This window comes from Acetobacter sp. (genome assembly GCF_047721705.1).
In the GTDB taxonomy this organism is placed as follows: domain Bacteria; phylum Pseudomonadota; class Alphaproteobacteria; order Acetobacterales; family Acetobacteraceae; genus Acetobacter.
The window spans coordinates 1-20,893 of sequence record NZ_JBDNXK010000061.1 but is presented as its reverse complement, the minus strand read 5'-3'; the positions used below and the strand labels follow the sequence as shown (position 1 = coordinate 20,893).

The window sequence follows — 20,893 nt, the reverse complement described above, 5'->3', positions numbered from 1 at the left end:
TGGTTGCGATCCCTGTAACGCCGCCAGTCTGTTTTCTGTGGAGCGCTGCGGCCTTTGCGTGATGGAATGACCGGCAGGATCCCGTGGGCCAGCAGTTCCTGGCGGAAACTGTCACTGTCATAGCCCCGGTCGGCCAGCATGGCTTTGGGGTTCGGGACAGGTAGCTTCATCAGGGCGTCTGTGGCTTTGTAATCCGAGACCTGGCCTCCGGTAAGGACAAAGCCGAGAGGGCGTCCCTGATTGTCACATCGGGCATGGATTTTGCTCGTAAAGCCGCCACGTGACCGACCAAAAGCCTCCGAATGAGCCCCCCTTTTGCCCCAGTGGCTTGGGAATGGGCACGAACCACGGTGCTGTCGATCATATGCTGCCAGTTATCAGTCAGCCCCAGATCTACCAGGGTCTGTAAAAGAGCATCCCACACGCCCTGTTCAGCCCAACGCCGGAACCGGACATAGACCGAGTTCCACTTGCCGTAGCGTTCATGCATGTCCCGCCAGGGGCAACCCGTTCGTAGAACATGCAGCATACCATTGAAAAACTGGCGATTGTCTCTAGATGGACGTGCCCAACGTCCACGCTCAGGCGGCAGAAGCGGACCAATCATCGCCCATTCCTGATCCGTCAGATCGCCTCGTGCCATGCCTGTTCTCTCTGCTTTCTGTCCTACAGATACAAAGTGAATCAGATCTCAGGCAGACCGTATAGGCCTTTTGTCAACGTGACCTAGTATACCATTTCATAATAATTATGTCGGTTTCAAAACATTCCACGCAGTCGCGATAATGCTCTCTGCTTCTTTTATGGCCGCGTCTAACTCCGTATGTTTGGCTGCCACGGGGTAAGCTGGAGGGTTCGTCGATGCCTTCCGGTCGCGGTCGTTCGATACATCATACTTTTGGATTTCACCACGCATCTTGCCATCCCAGCGCTGGACGAATGCCTTTATTTCAGGTGCTTCCAGATGGGTATCGAGCGCAGCCTGATCATGCCATCGCTCCACAACCGACAATCTGCCAGCCTGTGCGTCGTCGATCGCAGCATCGTAGGAAAGACTGCCGAGACGCTGCCTCACGACAATGGCAACTGCCTGAAGCTCGGCATGGAAGAGCGACAGGTCGGATGGGTCGACGTGTATGTATCCGGTGACGATCAGCATTATGTCTACTCGCGATAGCTCCAGATCGGCAGCTTTCATGTAGATCCGGAGCGTTGTTGGTCAGGCGACGGTAAGGATGATCTTGCCCTGAATGTTCCCAAGTGCAGCGCGCTCATGGGCGCGAGCGGCCTGGGCGAGCGGAAAGCTGCTGTCCACGATCACCTTGACGGTACCATCGGCAAGCAGGCGCCCTGCCTCAGCGAGTTGCGCGCCGTTGGAGCGGACCTGTGTCACAGAGACAGTGATGCCTAGAGCCTCAGCCTCTGCATGGGCGTGAAAGCCGAGCGGGTTGACGAGAAACAACGCGCCGCCGCGTTTGATTGTCTGCAGAAAGCGATCGATCGTGGTGCCCCCCACGGCATCGATGACCAGATCGGCGTTGCGTATCACGTCTTCGGCCGCGGCCTTCGTGTAGTCGATGAACTGATCGGCGCCCAGATCGCGTAGAACCGCCTCATGCTTGCCAGACGCGACTGCCACGACCCTTGCGCCCTGCAACTTCGCCAGTTGGACAGCGAAATGACCGACACCGCCGCCAGCCCCGTTGACCACCACAGTCTTGCCCGCAAGCGGTATAGGGCGGTGCGTGAAGGATTGGAACGGGTTTGGCGCGTCATGGCCCAGATCGATCAGGAACTGCCAGGCAGTGAGCAGCGACATTGGTGCACCGGCAGCATGCGCATGGGTAATGCCGGCGGGCTTGAGCGCCAGTTCTGACATAGGCACGCTTACATATTCGGCGTAGGCGCAGCTGCCCGTCATCATGGCAGAGGGGAAGCGAACCATGGCGTAGACTTCATCGCCAAGCCCAAACACTGTAACCCCATCGCCAATTGCGGCCACGACGCCTGAAACGTCCGTGCCCAGGATCAGTGGGAATACCGCTTCTGGATGCCATTCGGGTGGAAGCGCTCGATAGCCGTCTCGCAGATATAAATCGGGTGGGTTGATGCTGGCAGCATGGACTCGCACCAGCACCTCGCCGGGGCCAGCCACAGGGCGTGGGGCATCCTCGTAGCGCAGCACGCCGGGGCCGCCGAATTCGTGCAGACGCACTGCTTTCATTATCTCGTTCATCGTCGACCTCATAGGCAATATGTGCTGCCCTCGATCTAGCGATGCGATTATGGATTGATAATGGTAGGAAATGTCGCTTCAATAATGCCATGACGGAACAAATAGGGCTCGAACGCCTCACTGGTCTGTTCGCCTTTGCCCGTGCGGCCTCGCTCGGCAGCTACACGGCGGCGGCGCGCGCGCTGGGGGTCTCGCCCTCGGCGATCAGCAAGAGTATTCAGAGATTGGAGCGCGATCTCGGCATATCGCTTTTCACGCGCACGACACGCTCGCTAACGCTGACCGAAGAAGGGCGAAATCTGCACGATCGGGCGCTCCGATTACTCCGGGATGTCGAAGAGATCGAGCAGGTCGCGAAAGCTGCACGGTCGGAGCCGTCCGGCACTATTAGAATTGCAGCATCAATGCCGATCGGCTTGCATATGATCGTACCTCTGCTCCCCCGGTTTCGGGCACGCCATCCGCAGGTGAAGATCGATTTGCGACTGAGCGATCAATTGGTGGACATAGTGAAGGAGGGCATCGATCTGGCCGTCCGGATAGGAGACCTTTCTGATTCTCGGCTGCTGTCGCGGCGGCTCGCGCCGCATACCCTTTGTTGCTATGCATCGCCATCCTATCTGGCGGGACGCGTGTTGCCAGCGCACCCAGATGACCTGATCGATCACAAAACCGTCACCTTACGGTATCAGAGCACCGGACAAACCTTCCTCTGGCCGTTCCGTATCGGCACCAGGGAAATTGAACTGCTGCCAGCATCCGGGATCACCGTCGATGCGAGCGAAGCCGTGATCGCTGCCGTCGCCGCCGGTGGAGGGATTGGTGTTGGCGCAAGCTTCATGGCAGCTCCTTGGGTCGCACGGGGAGACATCGTTCCTGTCCTGTCGGAGTTCGCTGTCCAACGGCACAATGTTACGGCGATCTGGCCGGAAAGTCGCCGGTCCAATCCAGCGGTTCGTGCGTTCCTCGACCTGTTGCTCAAGGAGACGCAGATCACCCAGAAGCGGCATGAAGAAGAATGACGACAGCCAGACAAGGCTGGCGTGCGTTATCGAGCCGTGCCTCAGCGTCGCTCACGTCTTTAGCGCGCAGCCCGGATGCGGCTTAAGAATCCGCTCTTGCTGCACTGGAAAGCGCAAGAGGCTCGTGGCAGCCTGGTGGACGCAGAAGGTGCACTCAAACGTGCGTGTCCGGGCCTACGGATCACCGTTGGGTAGATCGCGGTGGCAGTACTCGCAGTTGGGACGCATTGTGAGAGGCATGGGGCAACCCTTGCAGACGGCTTGAAGAAAACGTTTCTAGATCCCGTATCATGCTGGGACTCTGACGCCGCACATCCCAGCAAGAATAAGAGCAGCGAGCAGAATGCCCAGAGTCAGGCCGGCACTCCAGATACGGTCCGCGCTCGCTTTACCGACGCCATGACCCAGAAGTATCCCGCGCAGGCCCGAAGCGAGATGGGCGAGCACGAAAAACACGCCGAGTGCATAATGCGGTACCAGCCGGATATTCCACGGATCGTGCAGCAAACCGGTCGGCGCGCCGGTCGCGAAATCCCAGTCCGTCGGGACCCGCAGGTACATGCGGGCAAAAATAAAAACCGAGTTCAGGTGGCCTACGATGAACGCCGAAAGATAGAAGCCCGAGGCGACCTGAAACAGACGATGCATGCTCGGGCGTACGGCGCTCCATGTCCATGCCAGCACCAGCCCGCTGCCGACCTGGAACAGCATAGCCGCAATAAGCAACGGCTCGATCAGGTGGGCGCGATAGACCCTACGCCCCGCCTGCATGATGCCCGCATGGACCTGCGGACCCAGCAACCCGGCCAGATGATTGCCGAGGTGGAAGGCCACAAAGAGCAGCACGATCGAACCCGCCACGCCGTGTGCAATACGCAAGCGACCGCAGGCGATCGGGCTTGATTCCAGTCGTTTGCCCCTGCCCCGCACGCTCAAAAAGGCAAGAACGATCCATAGCGCACACCAGACCTCTTCGTCGGAGAGCGGACTGCGGAGCATGTATAGGACGACGCCAAGGAACACGTAGAGCGTTGGTGCCATGACCGCCGCGTAAGCCAGTCGCCGTTGCCGGGTTGTTCGAGCCCAGTGCATGGCCGCCCACATCCCCAGCGCCGGAACCGCGAAGGCTAAAGTCAGGAATGCGCTCGCAATGGCCTCATGCAGAAGATCGCGCCCCCCGACGATGCTGAGGTGAAACGCATCCAGCCAGAGCGGATACAGGGCCAGCGCGGCTGGAGTGGCAAGTGTACGGACGTGGCTGACGCTGCGCGAAACTGTGTCTGCGGGGCTGGTCATGACGTTTTCACGCTTCTCGGCGCGCAAGAGGAAACCGCGAACCAAATCACACGCGCCGCGCCATCGTCAGCAGTGTTGCGCAATCCTGTGCAACATGGTTCTCACGCACGTTGGCAATGCCCAGAACCAGACCGGCGCGTGCCCGTGACGCACTGGCGAACCATGGGGACAGAGGGGCTGGTGCCAGTCCGTTACCTCGTGCGTTGAGGGCGAGACGTTCATCGTCGAACCCGTTGGGCAACGGTAGCAGGACCGACAGACCTGCCGCTCTTGCGTCGCCAGCACCCTGGGCGACCAGCGTATCCATTAAAAGCTGGCGCCGTTCGACATATAGTGTGCGCATGCGGCGTAGATGCCGCAAATAATGCCCCTCGCGCAAGAACCGGGTCAGGGTTGCCTGCACGGCCAAGTTGGGTGGCGTGCCGAGCCAGGAAGCCACCTCCGTCAGCCGCCGCAACAACGCGGGCGGTGCCACGATGAAACCCAAGCCTACCATAGGTGCGAGGGTCTTGCTGAACGTGCCGATATGAATCACGCGATCGGCGCCGCTTCCTGAGGCCAGCGCATTGGGCGCGCGTCCGTCGAGATGCAACTCCCCCAGATAATCGTCTTCCACGATCCATGCACCGGACTGCTGCGTCCAGTCCTGCAGGGCGCAGCGGCGAGCGGGACTGAGGGTGACGCCGGTCGGGGCCTGCTGTCCGGGCGTCACAATGGCAAGCGCGGCTCCAGGTGCAAGGTCGCGTCCGTAAGCTACATCCATTCCGTCTGCATCGACATGAACCGCAACCGGGTACACCCCCGCGACTTCCAGCGCCCTGCGTGTGACGGGGAAACCCGGGTTTTCAATCCATGCTTGACGCCCCGACGCGCCGATCGCGTGCAGAGCCGAGGCAAGGCCACTCCGATATCCAGTGGTGACGATAATATTGTCCGGTGAGCAGTCGATGCCTCGCGCGAGCGCAACATGCGATGCGATGGCGCTCCGCAACTCGGGAAGACCGCGCGGGTCGCTATGGCCCGTTTGCAGTGTCGTGGACTGAACTGCCTGGCGATGGAGACGGGCCCACAGCGTTGCCGGGAAGGCGTCCCGCGCGGGAATGCCCATCTGAAAGGGGAGCGGTTGTGTGGAGAGTGCCTCGAAGCCGGGCATCGGGAGGGTTGTCGGTAAAGCAGGCGCGGGCCGTGTCGGCAGGGTAAGGGCGACAAGTGTGCCTGCGGACCCGGCGGTGTAAAGGACCCTCTGATCCACGAGTTTTTGATAGGCGGCCCTGATCGTGCCGCGCGCCACACCGAGTTGGGCAGCCAGATCCCGCCACGAAGGCAGGCGCGCACCGGGGGGCAGGCTGCCATCCAGAATGGCCGCTTTGATATGGCCTGCAATCTGGTCGGTCAACGTGCTGCGCGCATTGCGATCAACCGCCATGCCGATCATCGGGATCTCACGCGTGGTCATCTATAGCCTCCGAACAGGCGCGCTGGGATCGTCATGCTGGCTGATCACGCATGATCTCGATCCTGCCACGATCGATCGCGCTCACCAGAGTGCCTCGCGCGGCCGCGATACCGGTGAACACGGGCCGATCGGCCCGCAATCCAATCTTGCCGGCTGACCCCATAGCCATGGGGCGATCCAGCCTGACGACATGGTCGATCCAGGCCTTCAGCGTCGTTGGGACTGTAAAGTTATGAACCGGTGTGCCGATGACGATGGCATCAGACGCCTCGATCTCGCGGATCAGCGTCTCGGAGCATTGCATCGTTCCGGGTAATTCACCGTCGCCTGAGGACGGGCGGCGCGCCAGAGCGGTGGCGTAGAAAGCATCGACAGGTGGCACCAGACCGGCTCCCAGATCGCGATGGGTCGTGTCGAGGTCCGGCGCGTATGCGCGAAGTTGCGCGACGATGGCGGCGGAGAGTGCCCGGCTGTGTGAAGCCCGATGCGGGCTGCAATCGATATGGAGGATCTTCATTACTTCCCTAACGACTTCATGAGGCCAAGCGCAATGTTCTCGAAGCCCGCACGTCGGTAAAACCGCTGTGCGTCCGTGTTCGATACGGCTGTGTCGCGCACCAGTTTCTCGCACTCCGTATCACGGGCAATGCGTTCCATCTGCCGCAAGGCGCGTTCAATCCAGTCCTCGGCCGACCGCAACACAGGGCGGAGCGCTGCGATCACGTCGTAACAGGCCGCCAGATCGTCCGGCGTGGTTGCATGTCTGAAAGTGATGCCGGTCGGGGTGTCAGGGTCGTTCCAGTGCTCTGGCATGATGCACTCCTGTCGATGTTTTGCCACGCTACATCGCTGCATCGGCTCAAAAGGAACAGGACCGAAAAAATCTAATGTGATTGCACCAGTGTGTCTGGTCCAATGACTCCACGCGTTTTAGGTACTGTCGCGCAACCTTAAGATCGCGGACGTTAGGGCCGTGACAACGAAGCTTCAGGCAAGAAGGAGAAGTCAGGCGATGACTGCACGGATTGATTACGAAGCGGCCGCGCCCGCGGGCATCAAGGCCCTCGGCGGGGTTTATGGCTATGTCGCGCAGTCCGGGCTCGACCAGGTTCTGGTCGAGCTCGTGTATCTGCGGGTCTCGCAGATTAATGGCTGTGCGTATTGCCTTGAAACCCACACCCGCGACTTACTGAAGCGTGAGATCATACCCGAGAAGCTGGCGGTTCTGCAGGTCTGGCGCGAGGCGGGGAAGGCCTTCAGCGCTCGTGAACGTGCAGCCCTCGCCTGGGCTGAAACGGTCACGCATGTAGCGCAGACCGCCATTCCCGATGAAGCATTCGAGGATGTCTCCTCGCAATTCGAAGAAAAGGAAGTCGTCGATCTGACGATCGCGATCGGGCTTATGAATACCTTCAACCGCATCGCCATCGCGTTTCGACGGCCGCCAACGGTGGCAGAAGTGTAAATCTCGAGCGCGAACCCCGCGCGGCAAAGACTGTTTTGTGCATATGCGCTCCGACAAGAACCTCGTTGCGGAGACGCCTCCGGGTGATTCCCACGTCCTTCAAGCCGGAGTCTGAAATTAGTGCCAGGCTCAAAAAAGATGTCGGGGCCGACACGCCGCAAGCTTGCCACACTGCGTCTGGGCATCTCGTCGCCGACGAACGTGCGCGAGCATCGCTAACACATGAGGTTGACGCTCGATGGGCCACCGATCCGCGTTGGCATGTTAATGTACTCGCAGATGGTGATGCGCGATCTCGTCGAACCGAATGGACGCCAACGCACGACAAGCCGCTGAAGACGCAGCGAAACGGCTCGGGATGTAGGCGCAAGTTGGAGAGAACGTCGAGCACAAGCGTGTCTGCTTGCGGAATGTTTTGTGTCGCAGGACAATGACTGCAAAGAAGGCGAAAGCTGCCATGACATCTCGCTCTCCGGGACAGCGCCAAGGCTCTTAGGTCGTGGGGCGAATACTGCACCAATCCGCGAAATTATGGCTCTGCGTCCGTTATGCCGTCTGGAGTACGCCGAAACGGCTCCAGCCGGTCCGCTAGATAAAGACGGTGCATCCGCCGCAGTTCGTCAGGCGCGCCTGGCGTCGTGGGCGCGTCCTTCGAGAGCATACCGCGCAACACTTTCATAGTGTTCAGAACGACCGCAGAAATGTCTTTCGCCAGCGCCTCACCCAACCCTGGTGCACAGACACGCAACGCCGCCGCAATTCCAGCTATCGCATGTCCTCGTGCACGTTCGCGAATCTCCATCCTGTCGGTCCGGGCCTCCATCAGCGCGGACAGGGATTTCACGCGAGGATAAAGCGTGACAAGCAACTCGATCAGGACGTCCGCCAATGCTTCGGGCGACAGCGTGGCGGCACGTTTGGCGAGTGCCGCGTATTCGTCTTCCAGAACGGCGATATGCCGCTGCACCAAAGCGTCCGCGACCGCCTCCTTGTTTGGAAAGAAACGATAGAGCGAGCCGATCTTCGCCCCGGCGCGCGCGGCGATCTCCGCCATGGTTGTCGCCTCATACCCTCGTTCCGCCATGAGGTCGGACGCGGCCTCCAGTAACTCCTCGACGCGCTGACGCCCAGCCGCGCGCATCGGCTGAAGGGACGTCCGTTTACCTCTTGACGAATTTGAGTCCATCCTCAAATAATGCTCCTACTTGAGTGCCTACTCAACTTCTTAACGTTTCCGGGCGTTCCAGACAACGGTGCGGGATGACGGTCAAACGTCAACAGGGAAGGTTTTGCCATGATTTCACTCCCAGCCAGCAGGACGGCTCTCGTCCTGATCGATCTCCAAAAGGGCATCACGGGGCTTCCCTTAGCCCCCACACCGGGTACTGCGATTGTTAAGCGATCGAAAGAACTCGCCGCACGTTTCCGAGCAGCCGGAGCTCCGGTCATTTTGGTTAATGTAGCGTTCGCACCAGATTTCGCTGATGCCGTGCATGCGGTCGTCGATCGCTCCTTTTCGCCGCCTGGCGGCTTCGCGCCGGACTGGGCCGAACTGGTTGACGGACTTGCCGAACCGACCGATCTGCGCGTCACGAAACGGCAATGGGGTGCCTTCTACGGCACGGATCTCGACCTTCAGTTGCGGCGGCGTGGCATCACCACCATCGTGCTCGGCGGAATCGCCACCAATCTGGGTGTGGAATCGACCGCCAGGGCGGCGCATGAGCATGGATACAACGTTGTGCTCGCCGAAGATATCACGTCCACCTTCAACGAAGAGATGCAGCGCTTTGCCTGCGAGGAGATTTTTCCCCGTCTTGGACGTGTGACGACGAGCGAGGCGATCGCGCTGGATGCGTAAACGCATGGGTCATGTCTGCGCATCTCGCGGTTCCCGGCGAGATCATTGATGAACGCCAGAACGTCGTTGCCGGCCTCGGGCCCGGATCAACTGCCTCCGGGCACATGGAAAATCGTGAGCGTCGCGGCGATCGGATCTTTCATGGCGCAACTGGACGCCACGATCGTCAATGTGTCGCTACCAGATCTTGTCGCGACCCTGCACGCGCCGTTTTCACACATTCAATGGGTAGTCAGCGGCTATCTGCTGGCGCTCGCCCTGACGTTGCCGCTGAATGGATGGCTCGTAAGCCGCCTCGGGGGGCGAGCGGTCTATTTATGGTGCTTCGGTGCCTTCACGCTGACATCAGGCCTGTGCGCGCTGGCGTGGTCTGCGCCGTCCCTGATCGTATTCCGTCTGCTGCAAGGCATGGCGGGCGGTCTGCTTGCCCCTATGGCGCAGATGACGGTTGCTCGTGTCGCGGGCCGACAGATGCCGAGGGTTGCGAGCGCAATGACGGCACCTGTTCTGCTCGCGCCGCTTCTTGGACCCGTTGTCGCCGGTGCCATTCTCTCCGTCGCGTCCTGGCGCTGGATCTTTCTTCTCAATGTGCCGGTCGGGCTTGCGGCTTTTGCCCTTGCCGTTCTATTTCTCCCTGACGATCGGCATGACGAACGCCCCCGTCCACTTGACCTGACAGGGCTCGGATTTCTCGCACCTGCGCTCGTCTCGTTTCTCTACGGCATGGATCATGTCGCCCGGCTTTATGGACAGGCGACCTTAGGCGCGTCCCTCGTGCTGTTCCTCTTGTATATCAGATCCGCACGACGCAAGGGCGATGACGCGCTGATCGACCTACGCCTGCTGCGTGCGCCCACCTTTTCGGTATCGGCGATCATCATGTTTCTGACCAACGGGGTCTCGTTTGCCGGTCAGATGCTTCTACCCGTATGGCTGATCCACGCCTGCGATGTCTCGCCCGAGCGGACGGGCCTGTTCATGGCACCCCTGGGTCTGGGGATGATGTGCGTCTATCCGCTCATTGGCCGTCTGAGCGAGCGGTTTGACGCACGCGACTTGACTGGTTGCGGGGCTCTTTTGTCGTTGGTCGGAACAGTGATTTTGATGGTGCTTGCCTATAGCGGTCTGAACGTCGCCCTACTGACCATAGCCTTGTTGCTGCGTGGCGGTGGCGGAGGTGCCGTCGGTATTCCAGCGATGAGCGCGGGATATGCTTCGATCGCACGCGCGGATATTCCGATGGCAACGACTGCGCTAAACATCATGCAAAGGATTGGAGGACCGACATTGATCACAGCATGCGCCACGTTCCTTGGGTGGCGGCTTGCGATAGCCGTTCCGTCCCATGTCGCATCAGAGGCTTATGCCGAAGCATTTGGATTGCTCGCATTATTCCATGGTGTTCTGCTGTTCGCCACTCGCTTCATCAAGTCTTCAGAAAGGAAACGTCAGTTCAGATCGAACTGAACCCGTCGTGCATGGATACTCGCCTGAGAAAATAAAAATTACCCAGGCAAGATGGGCCTGCATCGTCCGCTTTGCGGTCATTCGTTTGTGTTCCGGATTGTCCGATATGTAGGCGACTACAGCCGATCGATTCTGCTTCCACTTCGGGCCTGATAATTATTGATTGAAGCTGATAATCAGCTTTTATATATCAATCCTTGAAGATTAATTTTATCAAATAAACGAAAATAATAATTATTGATGCATTCCCCATGGCAATGAAAATAAACCCCATAATGCTTTGTTTCGTTGTTATATCTTGAGAAAAGCTCGCTGATGAAAACATTAAAGTTGATATAGTAAGAAGTGATGTGGTGTTTATTTTTATGTTGTATCTCTCCAATGTTAAGTAATTAATGCATTACAATCCCGTGTATAGACCAACAATTATCGCTATTGTTTTTGAATAATCACTTATTTGTTCTGACTGCGAGTAAATATTATCCACAAGAAATGATGTGAAATTATAAGCTTTCCAGATCAATATTAGAGTGCACGCTAGTAAATTTAAACAAATGGGATAGTTTTCTCTCATTGTGCGATCCTTGGGTCTTAGAGACACGACTTAAAGAAATCTAGGTGCTACGAGCCAGTTTAGAAATGCAAATTGATTAGCGGTCCGACCTAAGTTTCCTGCGCTTCGGTAATCCTGCTCTCAAATTTAGCCGAATTGCGTCCGCTATGTAGAAGCCAGTTTCGGTCACTACGGTTGTAACCGGAGCGTGGCTCTGCTGGATTTCGTGACTGCGCCGATGGAGTGGCGGACCCTGACTGCAGGCGGACCGGGAATAGTATCCAGAAGGAGGCGGGAGACGGACATATTCACCAACGCCCATTACGACTTCAAATCCATGGGGAAAACCTGGGATCTGCGACTGAAGGCTGACGATGAGTGCGCTCTCAAGTAAGGGGAAGATTGATGAAACTTCACCACCGGCTCTGTGCCATCATGTCCCTGCTCCCTCTCCTGACTGCCCCTTCGGCCCGGGCCGAAGAGCAGGGACCCGTGCCCGGGTGGATGCGTGGGACGTGGGTCGCCGTTGAAGTCCGTCAAGCGGAACTCCCGCAAAGGAGCTTTGATCCAGTCGCTGAGTATTCCGGCAAGCCTCTCACGATCACAGCCGGGGAAATACGCTTCCGCGATCTCGGCTGTGAGGTTTCCGACGTCAAGGCCAGAACAGGGCGCTTTGACAGGGCATTTGTCGAGGGCTCAGGAGGGTTACAACCTGGCAAATATGGTCTGCCTCCGGAACGTGGGAGCGTCGCTTATTATGCCGTAAGCTGTCGGCACAGGCTCATCATCTACGAAAAGGGAGACGACCCGACAGATCCTTCCGCACATACTGACAAATCAGATCCTACCCACTGGAGCATCATTGTTCGGTCGCATGCCGAGATAGACATCCCCTATGGTGGAGCAACGTATATCCGATTTCGCAGGCAGGCCGAACCGACGTCCTGATCGGGTATCGGGATGGTAGAAGGGGGCGGCCGCACGTTCCCACACACCCGCAAGTCTCCCACAGTGGCTGGTGACCGTCCGCTTCGAACATATCGGACAGGGTTGTTGATACGTCCGGCATGAAGGCGTCAACCGAACCACGGGGTCAAAACCCTCCCCCTCCATTTTGTTCACCCCCAAATTTTTTCACACACCCGCGTTAAGTCGCACGCGATGATCCGATGATGCCCTCAATCCAAGGAGGGCATCATGAACCGACACCATCTTTTCCCGCCCGCCCTGCTGCTATGCCTTGCCGCATGTTCGACACCGGGCCATCCCGGCCCGGTCGAGACGACCGGCATGCCCAACACCGAACTTGCTCTGCAGCGGGCAATCCAGAGTACCAATCACGACATGGCCGAGTTCGGCGCGCTGCGCCCCACGGTCCCTGTTCCGACGACAGCCACCGATAACGCGCAGGCTCCCGAGGAACTGCGCCGTGAGGTCTGGTTCGTCTGGAAAGGCCCGCTACTCGCGGGCGTCAGAAAGCTCGGTCGCTCGATCGGCTACACCGTGGCCACACGCGGCGAACGGCAGGACGTGCCCGTGGACATCAACGCCACCGCCCCCGTGCTCGACCATCTGCGCGCGCTCGGCGATCAGGCCGGAAGCAGGGCCACCGTGGCCGTCGATCCGTTCACCCACAGCATCACGGTGACATACAATGGCTGATCGTTTTCGTCGCCTTGCGGTGCTGGCGCTCGGCACCATGCTGGCCACGCCCGCTCTCGCACAGAGCGGAACCGGCTACACGCTTCCCTTCGAAAGCCAGACACCACCGCCCGCTCCCAACGGCACGCTCGTTCCCGAGCCCGTGCCGCCGATGCCGTCGGCCAATGCGGTGATGGCCAATGATCCGGCGCTCGCCAATCCCGCCAACACGCCGGTCACGGGCTCCTATGACCTGCAGCGCCTGACTGGTGGCGAGGCTCCCCCCTCACTGGAAGCCCTGCAGGACACCCGCCCCAACGACGAAAAGGGTGACGGCCTCAAGAACGGACGTCGGGAGCAGTTACAGGAAGCGGCGCATATTTACGGAGCGCAGGGTGGCCTCGCCGCACGCTCCTTTGCCATCAATCAGATGCTCCAGCGCTATGAGCCGATCCTCGACAGCACGTTCGATTTCCGTCCTCTCGTGCTGCCTGTGGGTGGCGGTCAGACCCTGATGCAGCCGCCCATCGTGACCCAGGCGCAGATGGCCATGGCGCTGTCCGACAGCGGACAGGTCGCACGCGAGACCCGCTGCGTCTTCGAAATCACGCGCGAGGCGCAACTGACATCGGCCCCTCCCAACTGGCGCACCTATCTGGTCCGCTCATGGGCGCATCCGCGCCATCCGGCCGCAGCCGCCCTGCCGCTGACAAAGAAGGAGGTCCGCTACTGGAACTCGTGGGTCTCCGAGGGATGGGCGGACGGAGAAAAGCAGGCAGTGGAGATATTCCTCTCCGACGTCGCCCGACTTGAGAACGACTACAAGGGCATGGCCCGCTACCGCGTGCTGCTGCATGCCGGCCGCGTCGAAGAGCCCCGCGTGGTGTTCGAGAACCGCGCCGCCGTGGGCGGGGGCGACATGCTCCATCTCGACGACCGCGTGATCCGCATCACCGGCCAGCCCGGGCTCCAGGGCAAAGTCCGAAACCGCTATGGATACCCGGAGGATTGCCGATGAGCGCGTCCCTCGAACCGAATGTCGTCGCTTTCGACGGCTGGCCCCACGAGGGTCGCAGAGCCTACCCGTGGGTCGCCGAGGCCCGCAAGTCCGCGCCGGGTCTCGATGACCTTCTGCAATGGGCGCACGCTCAGGGCGCGTCGCGGATCGACTTCAAGAGCGGCCACCGCACAACCATCAAGGTCCATGGGGTCGGACGCTATGTGACCGCCGCTCCCATGAAGCCACAGTTCGTGGACGACATCGTGCGCCATGTCTATGGCAACGACGGTCCGGCCAATATTCAGGTCAACAAGCAGATCGACACAGCCTACAGCGTCATGCAGACCCGCACCGACAGCCTGCGCTTCCGGCTTAACATCTGTCCGATCATGACCCTGCAGGGTCAGGGCACGCACATCGTCATGCGTCCGATCCCTTCAAAGCCGCCGAGCCTTGATGTTCAGTTGGTTGAGGACGAAATCCGCGCCACCAACGACCTTCCCAGCGGCATGGTCTTCGTTGGTGGCGCCACCGGCTCGGGCAAATCCACGCTGCAGTTCGGTCTGGCTCAGGCCAAGCTGCTCGATCCCCGATACAGCTGCGATATGGCGACGGGCGAAGAGCCGATCGAGTTCCTGCTCGACTACCTCAAGCCAGACCACGGTTCGCGGATCAGCCAGACAGAGATCCGTCCACCCAACATGACGTTCGCGTCCTTCGTGCGGGGCTGCATGCGTCGTGAAATGACCGATCTGATCGTCGGCGAATGTCGTGACGGCGACACCATGGACGCGGCCATCAACTGCGCCATTACCGGTGGCAAGCTGATGACCACGGTTCACGCCGACGACGTGCCCCTGATGATCCAGCGGGCCATCTCGCTCTGCCCACGCGCTGAGCGCGACAACCTTGTCAGCGCGCTGGCACAGTCGCTGCGCTTTGTCATGAACCAGCGTCTTCTGCCGCGCAAAGGTGGGGGGCGTGTCGCCATTCGCGAGTTCGTCACCTTCGATCGTGCCCTGCGCCGCAGGCTGCTGACACAGGACGCCGACACATGGCCCGACCTGATCCGGCAGGCTGTGGATCATGACGGACAGAGTTTCGCGACCGCCATCCGCCTGCGTCTGGAACAGGATCTCATTACCGAAGAAACCGCCCTTCTCGCCGAAAAGCGGGACGCCTGATGTGGCGCGCCACGGGTCTGCCCGTTCGCATCCTCTTCCTCGACGGCAGCGCCTGCCTGCCGATGCTGATCTCCGTCAGTTACTGGAGCTGGACCACCCTCATCATCGGCATCCTCGGCACGCTGTTCTTCGGCACGATCTCGTTTTTCGGGCTCACACCCATCACCGCCTGGCGGTGCATGCGCCGCTTCCTGTGCGGCAGCCTGCGCACTGCCCGCCCAACATGGAAACGGAGACGCTACGGATGAGCGCATCATCGCTTTCTCTCCCGCCCGAGCGTGTGGGAAAACTCCTGTTCGCGCTCCTCGAGCGCCGCGCCCGCCCGGTATGTCTCAACGGACAGCCCATGGCGCCTGCCGCAGTGCGCGCCGCCTGCGCGCCGGATGGGTTCCTGCCCGCCTTCATGGTGGCCGCCGAAAGCCTCTGGCACACCCTGACCGGCACCGGCTTCGGGCTGACCCTCAAACCATCCGAACAGACTTCAACCGGGGTGGAACTGACAGCTATTCACGCTGACTCTCTCGTCGTCGTGCTGCTGTGTCTGGCCGAAGTGCTGGAACGGATCAGTCCCGATGGCGACCCTGTTTCCCTCAATGATCTGCCAACAGTCTGGGATTACGGCCTGCGGCTGATTCAGGTGTCCGGCGAGCGCGCGGTGCGCGAGGAGGCGGCATGAAGCGTTTCCTTCCGATCGCCCTCACAGGTCTGGCTCTGGTGAATCAACCCGCACGGGGACAGACACCCGAGGACACGGGACACGAGACGGTGGCCTGTCTGAACGCCGCCAGCCAGCATGAGCGTGTGCCGCGCAGCGTCCTGCTCATCCTCCTCTACGTCGAGGGCGGACGCCTCGGCAGCACCGTGCGCAACGACAACGGAACCTTCGATCTCGGGCCGATGCAGGTGAACAGCTCGCATGTGCCGGAGATCGCGCGCCGCTGGCACACCACACCCGCGCGCGCCTGGCGCGCCCTGCGTGACAGCCCCTGTGCCAACATCGAGGCGGGCAGTCACATCCTCACGGACGCGCTGCGCGAGACCCACGGGGATCTCTGGCAGGCCGTCGCCTTCTATCATTCGCACACGCCGCGCTACGGGCGGGCCTACCTCCAGCGTGTCTGGACGGTCACCCACGACCTCATGCGAACCGCGAACAAGGAGAAAGGCTCATGAGCGCCGCACGCTCCCGCCCATCCGGCATGGATGGCATTCTCGACACAGGCCCGGTGCTCACGGCCATGTTCGTGCTTGTGTTCGCCCTCTTCTCCTGGATTACGTGGTCGACATGGCACACGCAGATCTCGCTTTTCGTGATGCGCTCGCTGCTGTGGCAGATCGGGCATCTGAGTCCCAGTCCCGCCCTGAACGAACTGGCCGGACAGTTGCGGCACGCCTGCATCCATCCCTCCACGATCAGGCTGATCCAGCTCTATTACGGGATCTCGATCGTCGGTGTCGCCATTCGCTGGCCGGCGATCTGTCTCACCCTCGCCTGTGCCGCCGTGTGCATCCTGCGCGGGGAGAACCGGGAACTACGCCGTGTGCTGGATCTGGAATCCTTTATCGAGGTGCAGGCGCGCATGTTTCCAACGCTGCGCGGCTTTGCCAGACGTCGCCTGACGGCCCTGGTGCCCCCGGGCGAGCGCGGCGATCCGCGTCCGGCCGATCCCGCGCTGACAGCCGAGGAATGGGCATCGCGCTACGCCCGCAACGAGGATGGCAGCTTCAATGAGGTCGGCGCGACCGAAGCCTTTACCCGACAGGTCGGCGTGCCTTTCAGCGGGCGCGCACAGGACGCGCCGCCCGTCGCCCGGATCCTCTTTGCCGCCTTTGCGCTGCATCGTCTGCAGCGGCGCAAGGAAGCGATGGAACTGCTCGGCAATCTCTCCGACGCAATGGCCGATGTGGACACCGCCAGCGAATACGGCCCCGCACGCCCCCTGTCCGTGCCGAAGACCGTCCTACGTCAGGCTGACGCAGTGCTGGCCATGCCCGAGATCGCCGAGGCGATCGCCACAAGCTGCGAGCCGCACGGCTGGACCACAACGGCGCTGATGACGCTGTTATGTGACGCCCGTCTTGCCGCCGGCGTCCTCGCGCCGCCCGCTTTTGCCATCGTGAAACTCATCGACCGACCGCTCTGGTACGCGCTGCATTCTCTGGGCTTCCCCAGCGAAAATCCGCGTGAGGACGTCCACCCCAATCCCCGCATCGAAGCGGCCGGCGCCCGTGCCCATTGGGAGGAAGAGCGCCGCCTGCGTCGCCCGCTCTATCTGCCCGCGCTCGAGCGCGCCCTCGCCACCATCCGACCCGCAGCCTGAAAGACCCTCCCATGACCCGTATCGTGATCCGGACGGGCGCGTCTGCGCCTATCACCCTCGACATCGAGGACACCGGCGACAACGCGCCGGTCCATCTTCATCTTCCGTCCGACCGGGACGCCGCGCCTGTCGCGGATGCGTCAGAAGGGCAGCCGAAAGAAAACCGCCCGAAATGGCGCGCGTGGGGACGTCCCGCCGCTTTGGCTGGCGTCGGAATGCTCGCGGTTCTCGTCGTCCTGCGCGTGACCGCACCTGTTGCGGAGCCGGAACCGCCGCTGCACTTCGCGCGTCTTCCACCTATTTCCGGCGATGGTCCCGACAGCGCGATGCCCCAGAACGGCAACGTGCACGCTCGCGACGACAGGCAGGCCTTGCTTCAGGCCCTGAAGCAACCCGTCCATGTTGAGCCGCCGCCCGGCGTGCCGACGGCCTCTGCCCCGCCCGCGCCCGCCAACGCCTTCGGACTGGAGAACTGAGATGGTCGCCCGTCGCATTGCAGGGCCGGTCGCCAACCAGCAGATCAGCCGCGAGAGAATCTACCGGGACTCACGGCCCTGGTGGACACGCTGGGCGGACGACGTGCGTTCGCCTCTGGCCGGATGGTACATGATCGTTCTCGCATTTTGCGCGTGGCTGGTGCCGGCGTTCACCGGACCGGCGCTGGTTCTTGCGCCCGTGGTCGCGATGTGGGTGCTGATGCGCCCCGAAAGCCTGCCGCTGCATCTGCCGCGCTACACCGGCGAGACCGACCGCAACAACCTCTCGCCCAAGGACCGCAAGCCGCAGAAGGCGGACGGGATCGTCTATCTCGGCACCGAGGCCCGCACGCGCCGTCAGATCTGGATGACCTCGGATGCGGCGCGCCAGCACGCTGCCATCCCGGGCACGACCGGTGCGGGTAAAACCACCGCTATCGTCTCGCTGGCCGCCAACCCTCTCGCGCACGGCTCGGGCTTTATCCTTATCGACGCCAAGGGCGACAACTCCGTTTACGGCGATGTGCTCGCTCTCGCACGGCGTTTCGGTCTCGACGATCAGGTGCTGGTGCTCAACTTCCTTGTCGCCAGCGGGGCAAAAGATTCCAACACCTTCAATCCGTTCAGCAGTGGCAACGCCGACGCCATCCGCGAAATGCTGGTCAGCCAGCTCGGCGAAGCGATGCCCAATGATTCCAACGGCGTCTTTCGCGACCGCGCCGTGGGACTGGCGGGCACGATCATTCCGGCGCTCGTCTGGATGCGCGACACGCATGGCGTGTCGATCAACGTGGACAGCATCCGCTACGCGATGGAACTGCGCTGGATCGGCACGCTTGCGCGCCACAAGGTCTTTCTCATCCGTAATCCGGAGTCCGATCATCCCTTCGAGCGTAGCGTGCCCGAGATCCCGGCCGATATTCTCTGGCCGCTGCAGGCGTATCTCGGCGAACTGCCCGGCTATGATTCCACGCTCGAATGGAACGCCCAGAAAGAAAACAAGCCGTCCGAACAGCACGGCTACGCCAAGATGTATTTCTCCAAGGTGTTCACGCAGCTTGGGGTCTCGCTCGGTCATATTTTCAATGTCGAGAACGCCGACATCATCATGCGCGATGTGGTACTCAACCGCCGCATCCTTGTGACCATCCTGCCCTCTCTTGAGAACTCCTCGGACAGTCTCGCGGGTCTCGGCAAGATCGTGGTCGCCTCCCAGCGTGGTGTCATGGCGCAGCTGCTTGGTGCGAAACTCCACGGCGATGGCGACGAAATCTTCAAGCTGAAGGCCGGATCGGGCGATGCGCCGTTCCATCTCTTCTTCGACGAGCTTGCTGCCTTCGTCACCGACGGCATGGATCGCATGGCGGCCATGGGGCGCGGCCTGAACTGCATGTTCTGGTTCTCGTTTCAGGATCTTCCCGGTCTAACCGCGCGCATTGGCGAGAAAGCCTTCACCCTGCTCGGCAACGCCAACCTCACGCACGCGATGCGTCTGCAGGACGCGATGAAAACCCGTGAATGGCTGGAACAGCAGGCCGACAAGGTGGAAGTCTCGCAGGTTACGCACCTGGAACGCAGCGAGGTCGGCAACCTCTACGCCGGTCAGAGCGCCGAGATCCGTGAAGTGTCGCGCCTGCCGTGGAGCGATCTGCAGACGCTTCTCGAAGGCGAGGCCATCACCATGTGGGGCGGCCGTCTCACTCACTCCAAGACGTTCTTCGCCAAGGTCAATGGCCGCAAGGGCGCGGTGCGCCGCGTCCAGCCCGTCATGCTCCCCGTGGATAAAAAAGGCCATGCTGCCGCCCCGGATGCGGAGACGTGGAAGGTGCTCGAGGCGATTGAGGATGGCAGTTTCCTGGCCGAGGAGGCTCCAGCACCGCTGGCTGGCAGTCTCACGCGGTTCGTGGCGGATCTCGCCAACGACAACAAAACCGATATCGGCCGCATTATTGCCGAGGCCGGGGAATGCGCCGCCGAGTTCGCCGGCACGGCCGGAGATCCGTTCGGGGTGCGCGGGCAGGCCGATACGTCCTTCCTCAATCCGCTTTATGCGTGGGCGCAGAAGGAGCGCGACGGCTTTGCCGTGCCGCCCCGGCCGCGTCCGCCGATTGATGCGGCGCTTCTCGGCCGCCTGACCGAACTGGAAGAACTCTCCGATGTGGCGGGCGGATCTGCCCGACGTCGGGCGTCCATGATGATCGGTGCGCGTGATGCGTTCAGCGAGATGGTGCGCCTTAACAGTGGGGAGCCCGACGGAAGCAGACTCAATGAGGCGGCCATTCTGGCCGCCGCCCGTGTGCTGCGGGACCGGCTGGCGGCATGATCACGAATGCTCTGAAAAACAGATCGTGGCATTATAGTCCTGAGACAGATACCAATCTGTCTCAGAATGAATACAACCCCACTCCAGACTTTTAGGCGTAACTTTCAGTTGATTTTTGTTAGAACTGATCGCCACTATTACTTTGAAAAAGGCTTGCAATCAGCGTATCTTCACGATTTTCCGCAGTGACGCCAGACTTTGTGTAAAGTAGCGCTGAAGAAGATGATGACGCTGACGCGAGCGTGACCTCTTGATCTCCGTCAACCATAACTGCACCCGACAAGTCTGCCATCGGCTTTCCGTCATAAAGACTGTCGGCGGCAAATCGCATGGTCCCACCACCCATCGTAACCAGAACCGCCGGCCCATTGGCATCGTATGTATCCGTGGTGGAACTTTCCGTTGCTGTTACCGATGCCTGAGATGAACTCGCTGCTGCCGTGCTATTTGTCGAAGTCTCTGTGTTTCCGTCTATTCCACCCTGTGAAGCAAGAAACTGCTGGGCTAACACATAGCCCTGATACATGCTCACCGCCATAACCCAGTATCCTTTCAATATTGTATTGGTTATTTTGTTCTATATTTCTTTAAC

General features: G+C 60.6%; 23 protein-coding genes and 1 pseudogene. 14 read left to right on the top strand and 10 right to left on the bottom strand.

Translation table 11 applies throughout. From position 1 onward, the window contains the following. The 4 genes and pseudogenes from ABF824_RS11140 to ABF824_RS11125 form a co-directional block, all read right to left on the bottom strand. A partial coding sequence (locus ABF824_RS11140) for a transposase (RefSeq protein ID WP_415488991.1) occupies nt 1–374 on the bottom strand: 374 nt, incomplete at its 3' end. Continuing rightward, nucleotides 326–643, bottom strand: a pseudogene (locus ABF824_RS11135) (IS5 family transposase); the annotation flags it as partial. The pseudogene ABF824_RS11135 and the gene ABF824_RS11140, both read right to left, overlap by 49 nt. A gap of 105 nt (nt 644–748) precedes the next feature. Beyond that, the gene (locus ABF824_RS11130; RefSeq protein ID WP_415488989.1) at nt 749–1,198 is read right to left on the bottom strand and encodes a putative quinol monooxygenase; all 450 of its coding nucleotides are present in this window, start codon (nt 1,196–1,198) and stop codon (nt 749–751) included. A 21-nt stretch (nt 1,199–1,219) separates the two neighbouring features. Next, a complete protein-coding gene (locus tag ABF824_RS11125; RefSeq protein WP_415488987.1) occupies nt 1,220–2,236 on the bottom strand; it encodes an NADP-dependent oxidoreductase in 1,017 nt (338 codons plus the stop codon). Nucleotides 2,237–2,325: 89 nt separating this feature from the next. Between ABF824_RS11125 and ABF824_RS11120 the strand changes: the two genes are divergently transcribed. Continuing rightward, on the top strand, nt 2,326–3,258 hold the full coding sequence (locus ABF824_RS11120; protein WP_415488985.1) for a LysR substrate-binding domain-containing protein: 933 nt from the start codon (nt 2,326–2,328) through the stop codon (nt 3,256–3,258). A 288-nt stretch (nt 3,259–3,546) separates the two neighbouring features. Here the strand turns inward: ABF824_RS11120 and ABF824_RS11115 are convergent, their stop codons facing one another. Genes ABF824_RS11115 through ABF824_RS11100 form a run of 4 tightly spaced genes read right to left on the bottom strand, consistent with a single transcriptional unit; the run spans nt 3,547 to nt 6,823 of the window. Next, on the bottom strand, nt 3,547–4,554 hold the full coding sequence (locus tag ABF824_RS11115; protein WP_415488983.1) for a hypothetical protein: 1,008 nt from the start codon (nt 4,552–4,554) through the stop codon (nt 3,547–3,549). Between the two features lie 46 nt (nt 4,555–4,600). Next, nucleotides 4,601–6,010 carry a PLP-dependent aminotransferase family protein gene (locus tag ABF824_RS11110; protein WP_415488981.1) on the bottom strand — a complete coding sequence of 470 codons (1,410 nt, stop codon included), beginning with the start codon at nt 6,008–6,010 and terminating at the stop codon, nt 4,601–4,603. A gap of 31 nt (nt 6,011–6,041) precedes the next feature. Further along, nucleotides 6,042–6,527, bottom strand: coding sequence for an FMN-dependent NADH-azoreductase (locus ABF824_RS11105; protein WP_415488979.1), 486 nt, complete (start codon nt 6,525–6,527; stop codon nt 6,042–6,044). Next, nucleotides 6,527–6,823 carry a GNAT family N-acetyltransferase gene (locus ABF824_RS11100; RefSeq protein WP_415488977.1) on the bottom strand — a complete coding sequence of 99 codons (297 nt, stop codon included), beginning with the start codon at nt 6,821–6,823 and terminating at the stop codon, nt 6,527–6,529. Before ABF824_RS11100 ends, ABF824_RS11105 begins: the two co-directional genes overlap by 1 nt. 199 nt (nt 6,824–7,022) lie before the next feature. Here ABF824_RS11100 and ABF824_RS11095 point away from each other — a divergent pair, with 199 nt between their 5' ends. Beyond that, complete coding sequence (locus ABF824_RS11095) at nt 7,023–7,475, top strand: carboxymuconolactone decarboxylase family protein (RefSeq protein ID WP_415488975.1); 453 nt, start codon at nt 7,023–7,025, stop codon at nt 7,473–7,475. Between the two features lie 529 nt (nt 7,476–8,004). On the opposite strand, the gene ABF824_RS11090 is transcribed toward ABF824_RS11095, so the two are convergent. Next, on the bottom strand, nt 8,005–8,661 hold the full coding sequence (locus tag ABF824_RS11090; RefSeq protein ID WP_415488973.1) for a TetR/AcrR family transcriptional regulator: 657 nt from the start codon (nt 8,659–8,661) through the stop codon (nt 8,005–8,007). 108 nt (nt 8,662–8,769) lie between these two features. On the opposite strand from ABF824_RS11090, the gene ABF824_RS11085 reads away from it, so the two are divergent. From ABF824_RS11085 to ABF824_RS11030, 12 genes are all read left to right on the top strand, one after another. Next, nucleotides 8,770–9,336, top strand: coding sequence for a hydrolase (locus ABF824_RS11085; RefSeq protein WP_415488971.1), 567 nt, complete (start codon nt 8,770–8,772; stop codon nt 9,334–9,336). Between the two features lie 48 nt (nt 9,337–9,384). Then, nucleotides 9,385–10,803, top strand: a complete 1,419-nt coding sequence (locus ABF824_RS11080; protein WP_415488969.1) for a DHA2 family efflux MFS transporter permease subunit — start codon at nt 9,385–9,387, stop codon at nt 10,801–10,803. A gap of 958 nt (nt 10,804–11,761) precedes the next feature. Continuing rightward, complete coding sequence (locus tag ABF824_RS11075) at nt 11,762–12,304, top strand: hypothetical protein (protein WP_415488967.1); 543 nt, start codon at nt 11,762–11,764, stop codon at nt 12,302–12,304. Nucleotides 12,305–12,553: 249 nt separating this feature from the next. Then, on the top strand, nt 12,554–13,018 hold the full coding sequence (locus tag ABF824_RS11070) for a DotD/TraH family lipoprotein (RefSeq protein WP_415488965.1): 465 nt from the start codon (nt 12,554–12,556) through the stop codon (nt 13,016–13,018). Beyond that, nucleotides 13,011–14,015 carry a type IV secretory system conjugative DNA transfer family protein gene (locus tag ABF824_RS11065; protein WP_415488963.1) on the top strand — a complete coding sequence of 335 codons (1,005 nt, stop codon included), beginning with the start codon at nt 13,011–13,013 and terminating at the stop codon, nt 14,013–14,015. The genes ABF824_RS11070 and ABF824_RS11065 overlap by 8 nt, the downstream gene beginning before the upstream one ends. Further along, entirely contained in the window at nt 14,012–15,181 is a 1,170-nt protein-coding gene (locus ABF824_RS11060; protein WP_415488961.1) for a type IV pilus twitching motility protein PilT, read from the top strand. The genes ABF824_RS11065 and ABF824_RS11060 overlap by 4 nt, the downstream gene beginning before the upstream one ends. After that, nucleotides 15,181–15,429 carry an IcmT/TraK family protein gene (gene icmT, locus ABF824_RS11055; RefSeq protein WP_415488959.1) on the top strand — a complete coding sequence of 83 codons (249 nt, stop codon included), beginning with the start codon at nt 15,181–15,183 and terminating at the stop codon, nt 15,427–15,429. Before ABF824_RS11060 ends, icmT begins: the two co-directional genes overlap by 1 nt. Next, nucleotides 15,426–15,857, top strand: coding sequence for a hypothetical protein (locus tag ABF824_RS11050; RefSeq protein ID WP_415488957.1), 432 nt, complete (start codon nt 15,426–15,428; stop codon nt 15,855–15,857). Before icmT ends, ABF824_RS11050 begins: the two co-directional genes overlap by 4 nt. Next, nucleotides 15,854–16,354, top strand: a complete 501-nt coding sequence (locus ABF824_RS11045) for a lytic transglycosylase domain-containing protein (protein WP_415488955.1) — start codon at nt 15,854–15,856, stop codon at nt 16,352–16,354. The genes ABF824_RS11050 and ABF824_RS11045 overlap by 4 nt, the downstream gene beginning before the upstream one ends. Then, the gene (locus tag ABF824_RS11040) at nt 16,351–17,502 is read left to right on the top strand and encodes a hypothetical protein (protein WP_415488953.1); all 1,152 of its coding nucleotides are present in this window, start codon (nt 16,351–16,353) and stop codon (nt 17,500–17,502) included. The genes ABF824_RS11045 and ABF824_RS11040 overlap by 4 nt, the downstream gene beginning before the upstream one ends. 11 nt (nt 17,503–17,513) lie before the next feature. After that, complete coding sequence (locus ABF824_RS11035; RefSeq protein WP_415488951.1) at nt 17,514–17,978, top strand: hypothetical protein; 465 nt, start codon at nt 17,514–17,516, stop codon at nt 17,976–17,978. Nucleotide 17,979: 1 nt separating this feature from the next. Next, nucleotides 17,980–20,301, top strand: coding sequence for a type IV secretory system conjugative DNA transfer family protein (locus ABF824_RS11030; RefSeq protein ID WP_415488949.1), 2,322 nt, complete (start codon nt 17,980–17,982; stop codon nt 20,299–20,301). 118 nt (nt 20,302–20,419) lie between these two features. On the opposite strand, the gene ABF824_RS11025 is transcribed toward ABF824_RS11030, so the two are convergent. Then, a complete protein-coding gene (locus tag ABF824_RS11025; protein WP_415488947.1) occupies nt 20,420–20,839 on the bottom strand; it encodes a hypothetical protein in 420 nt (139 codons plus the stop codon). Nucleotides 20,840–20,893: the final 54 nt, after the last annotated feature.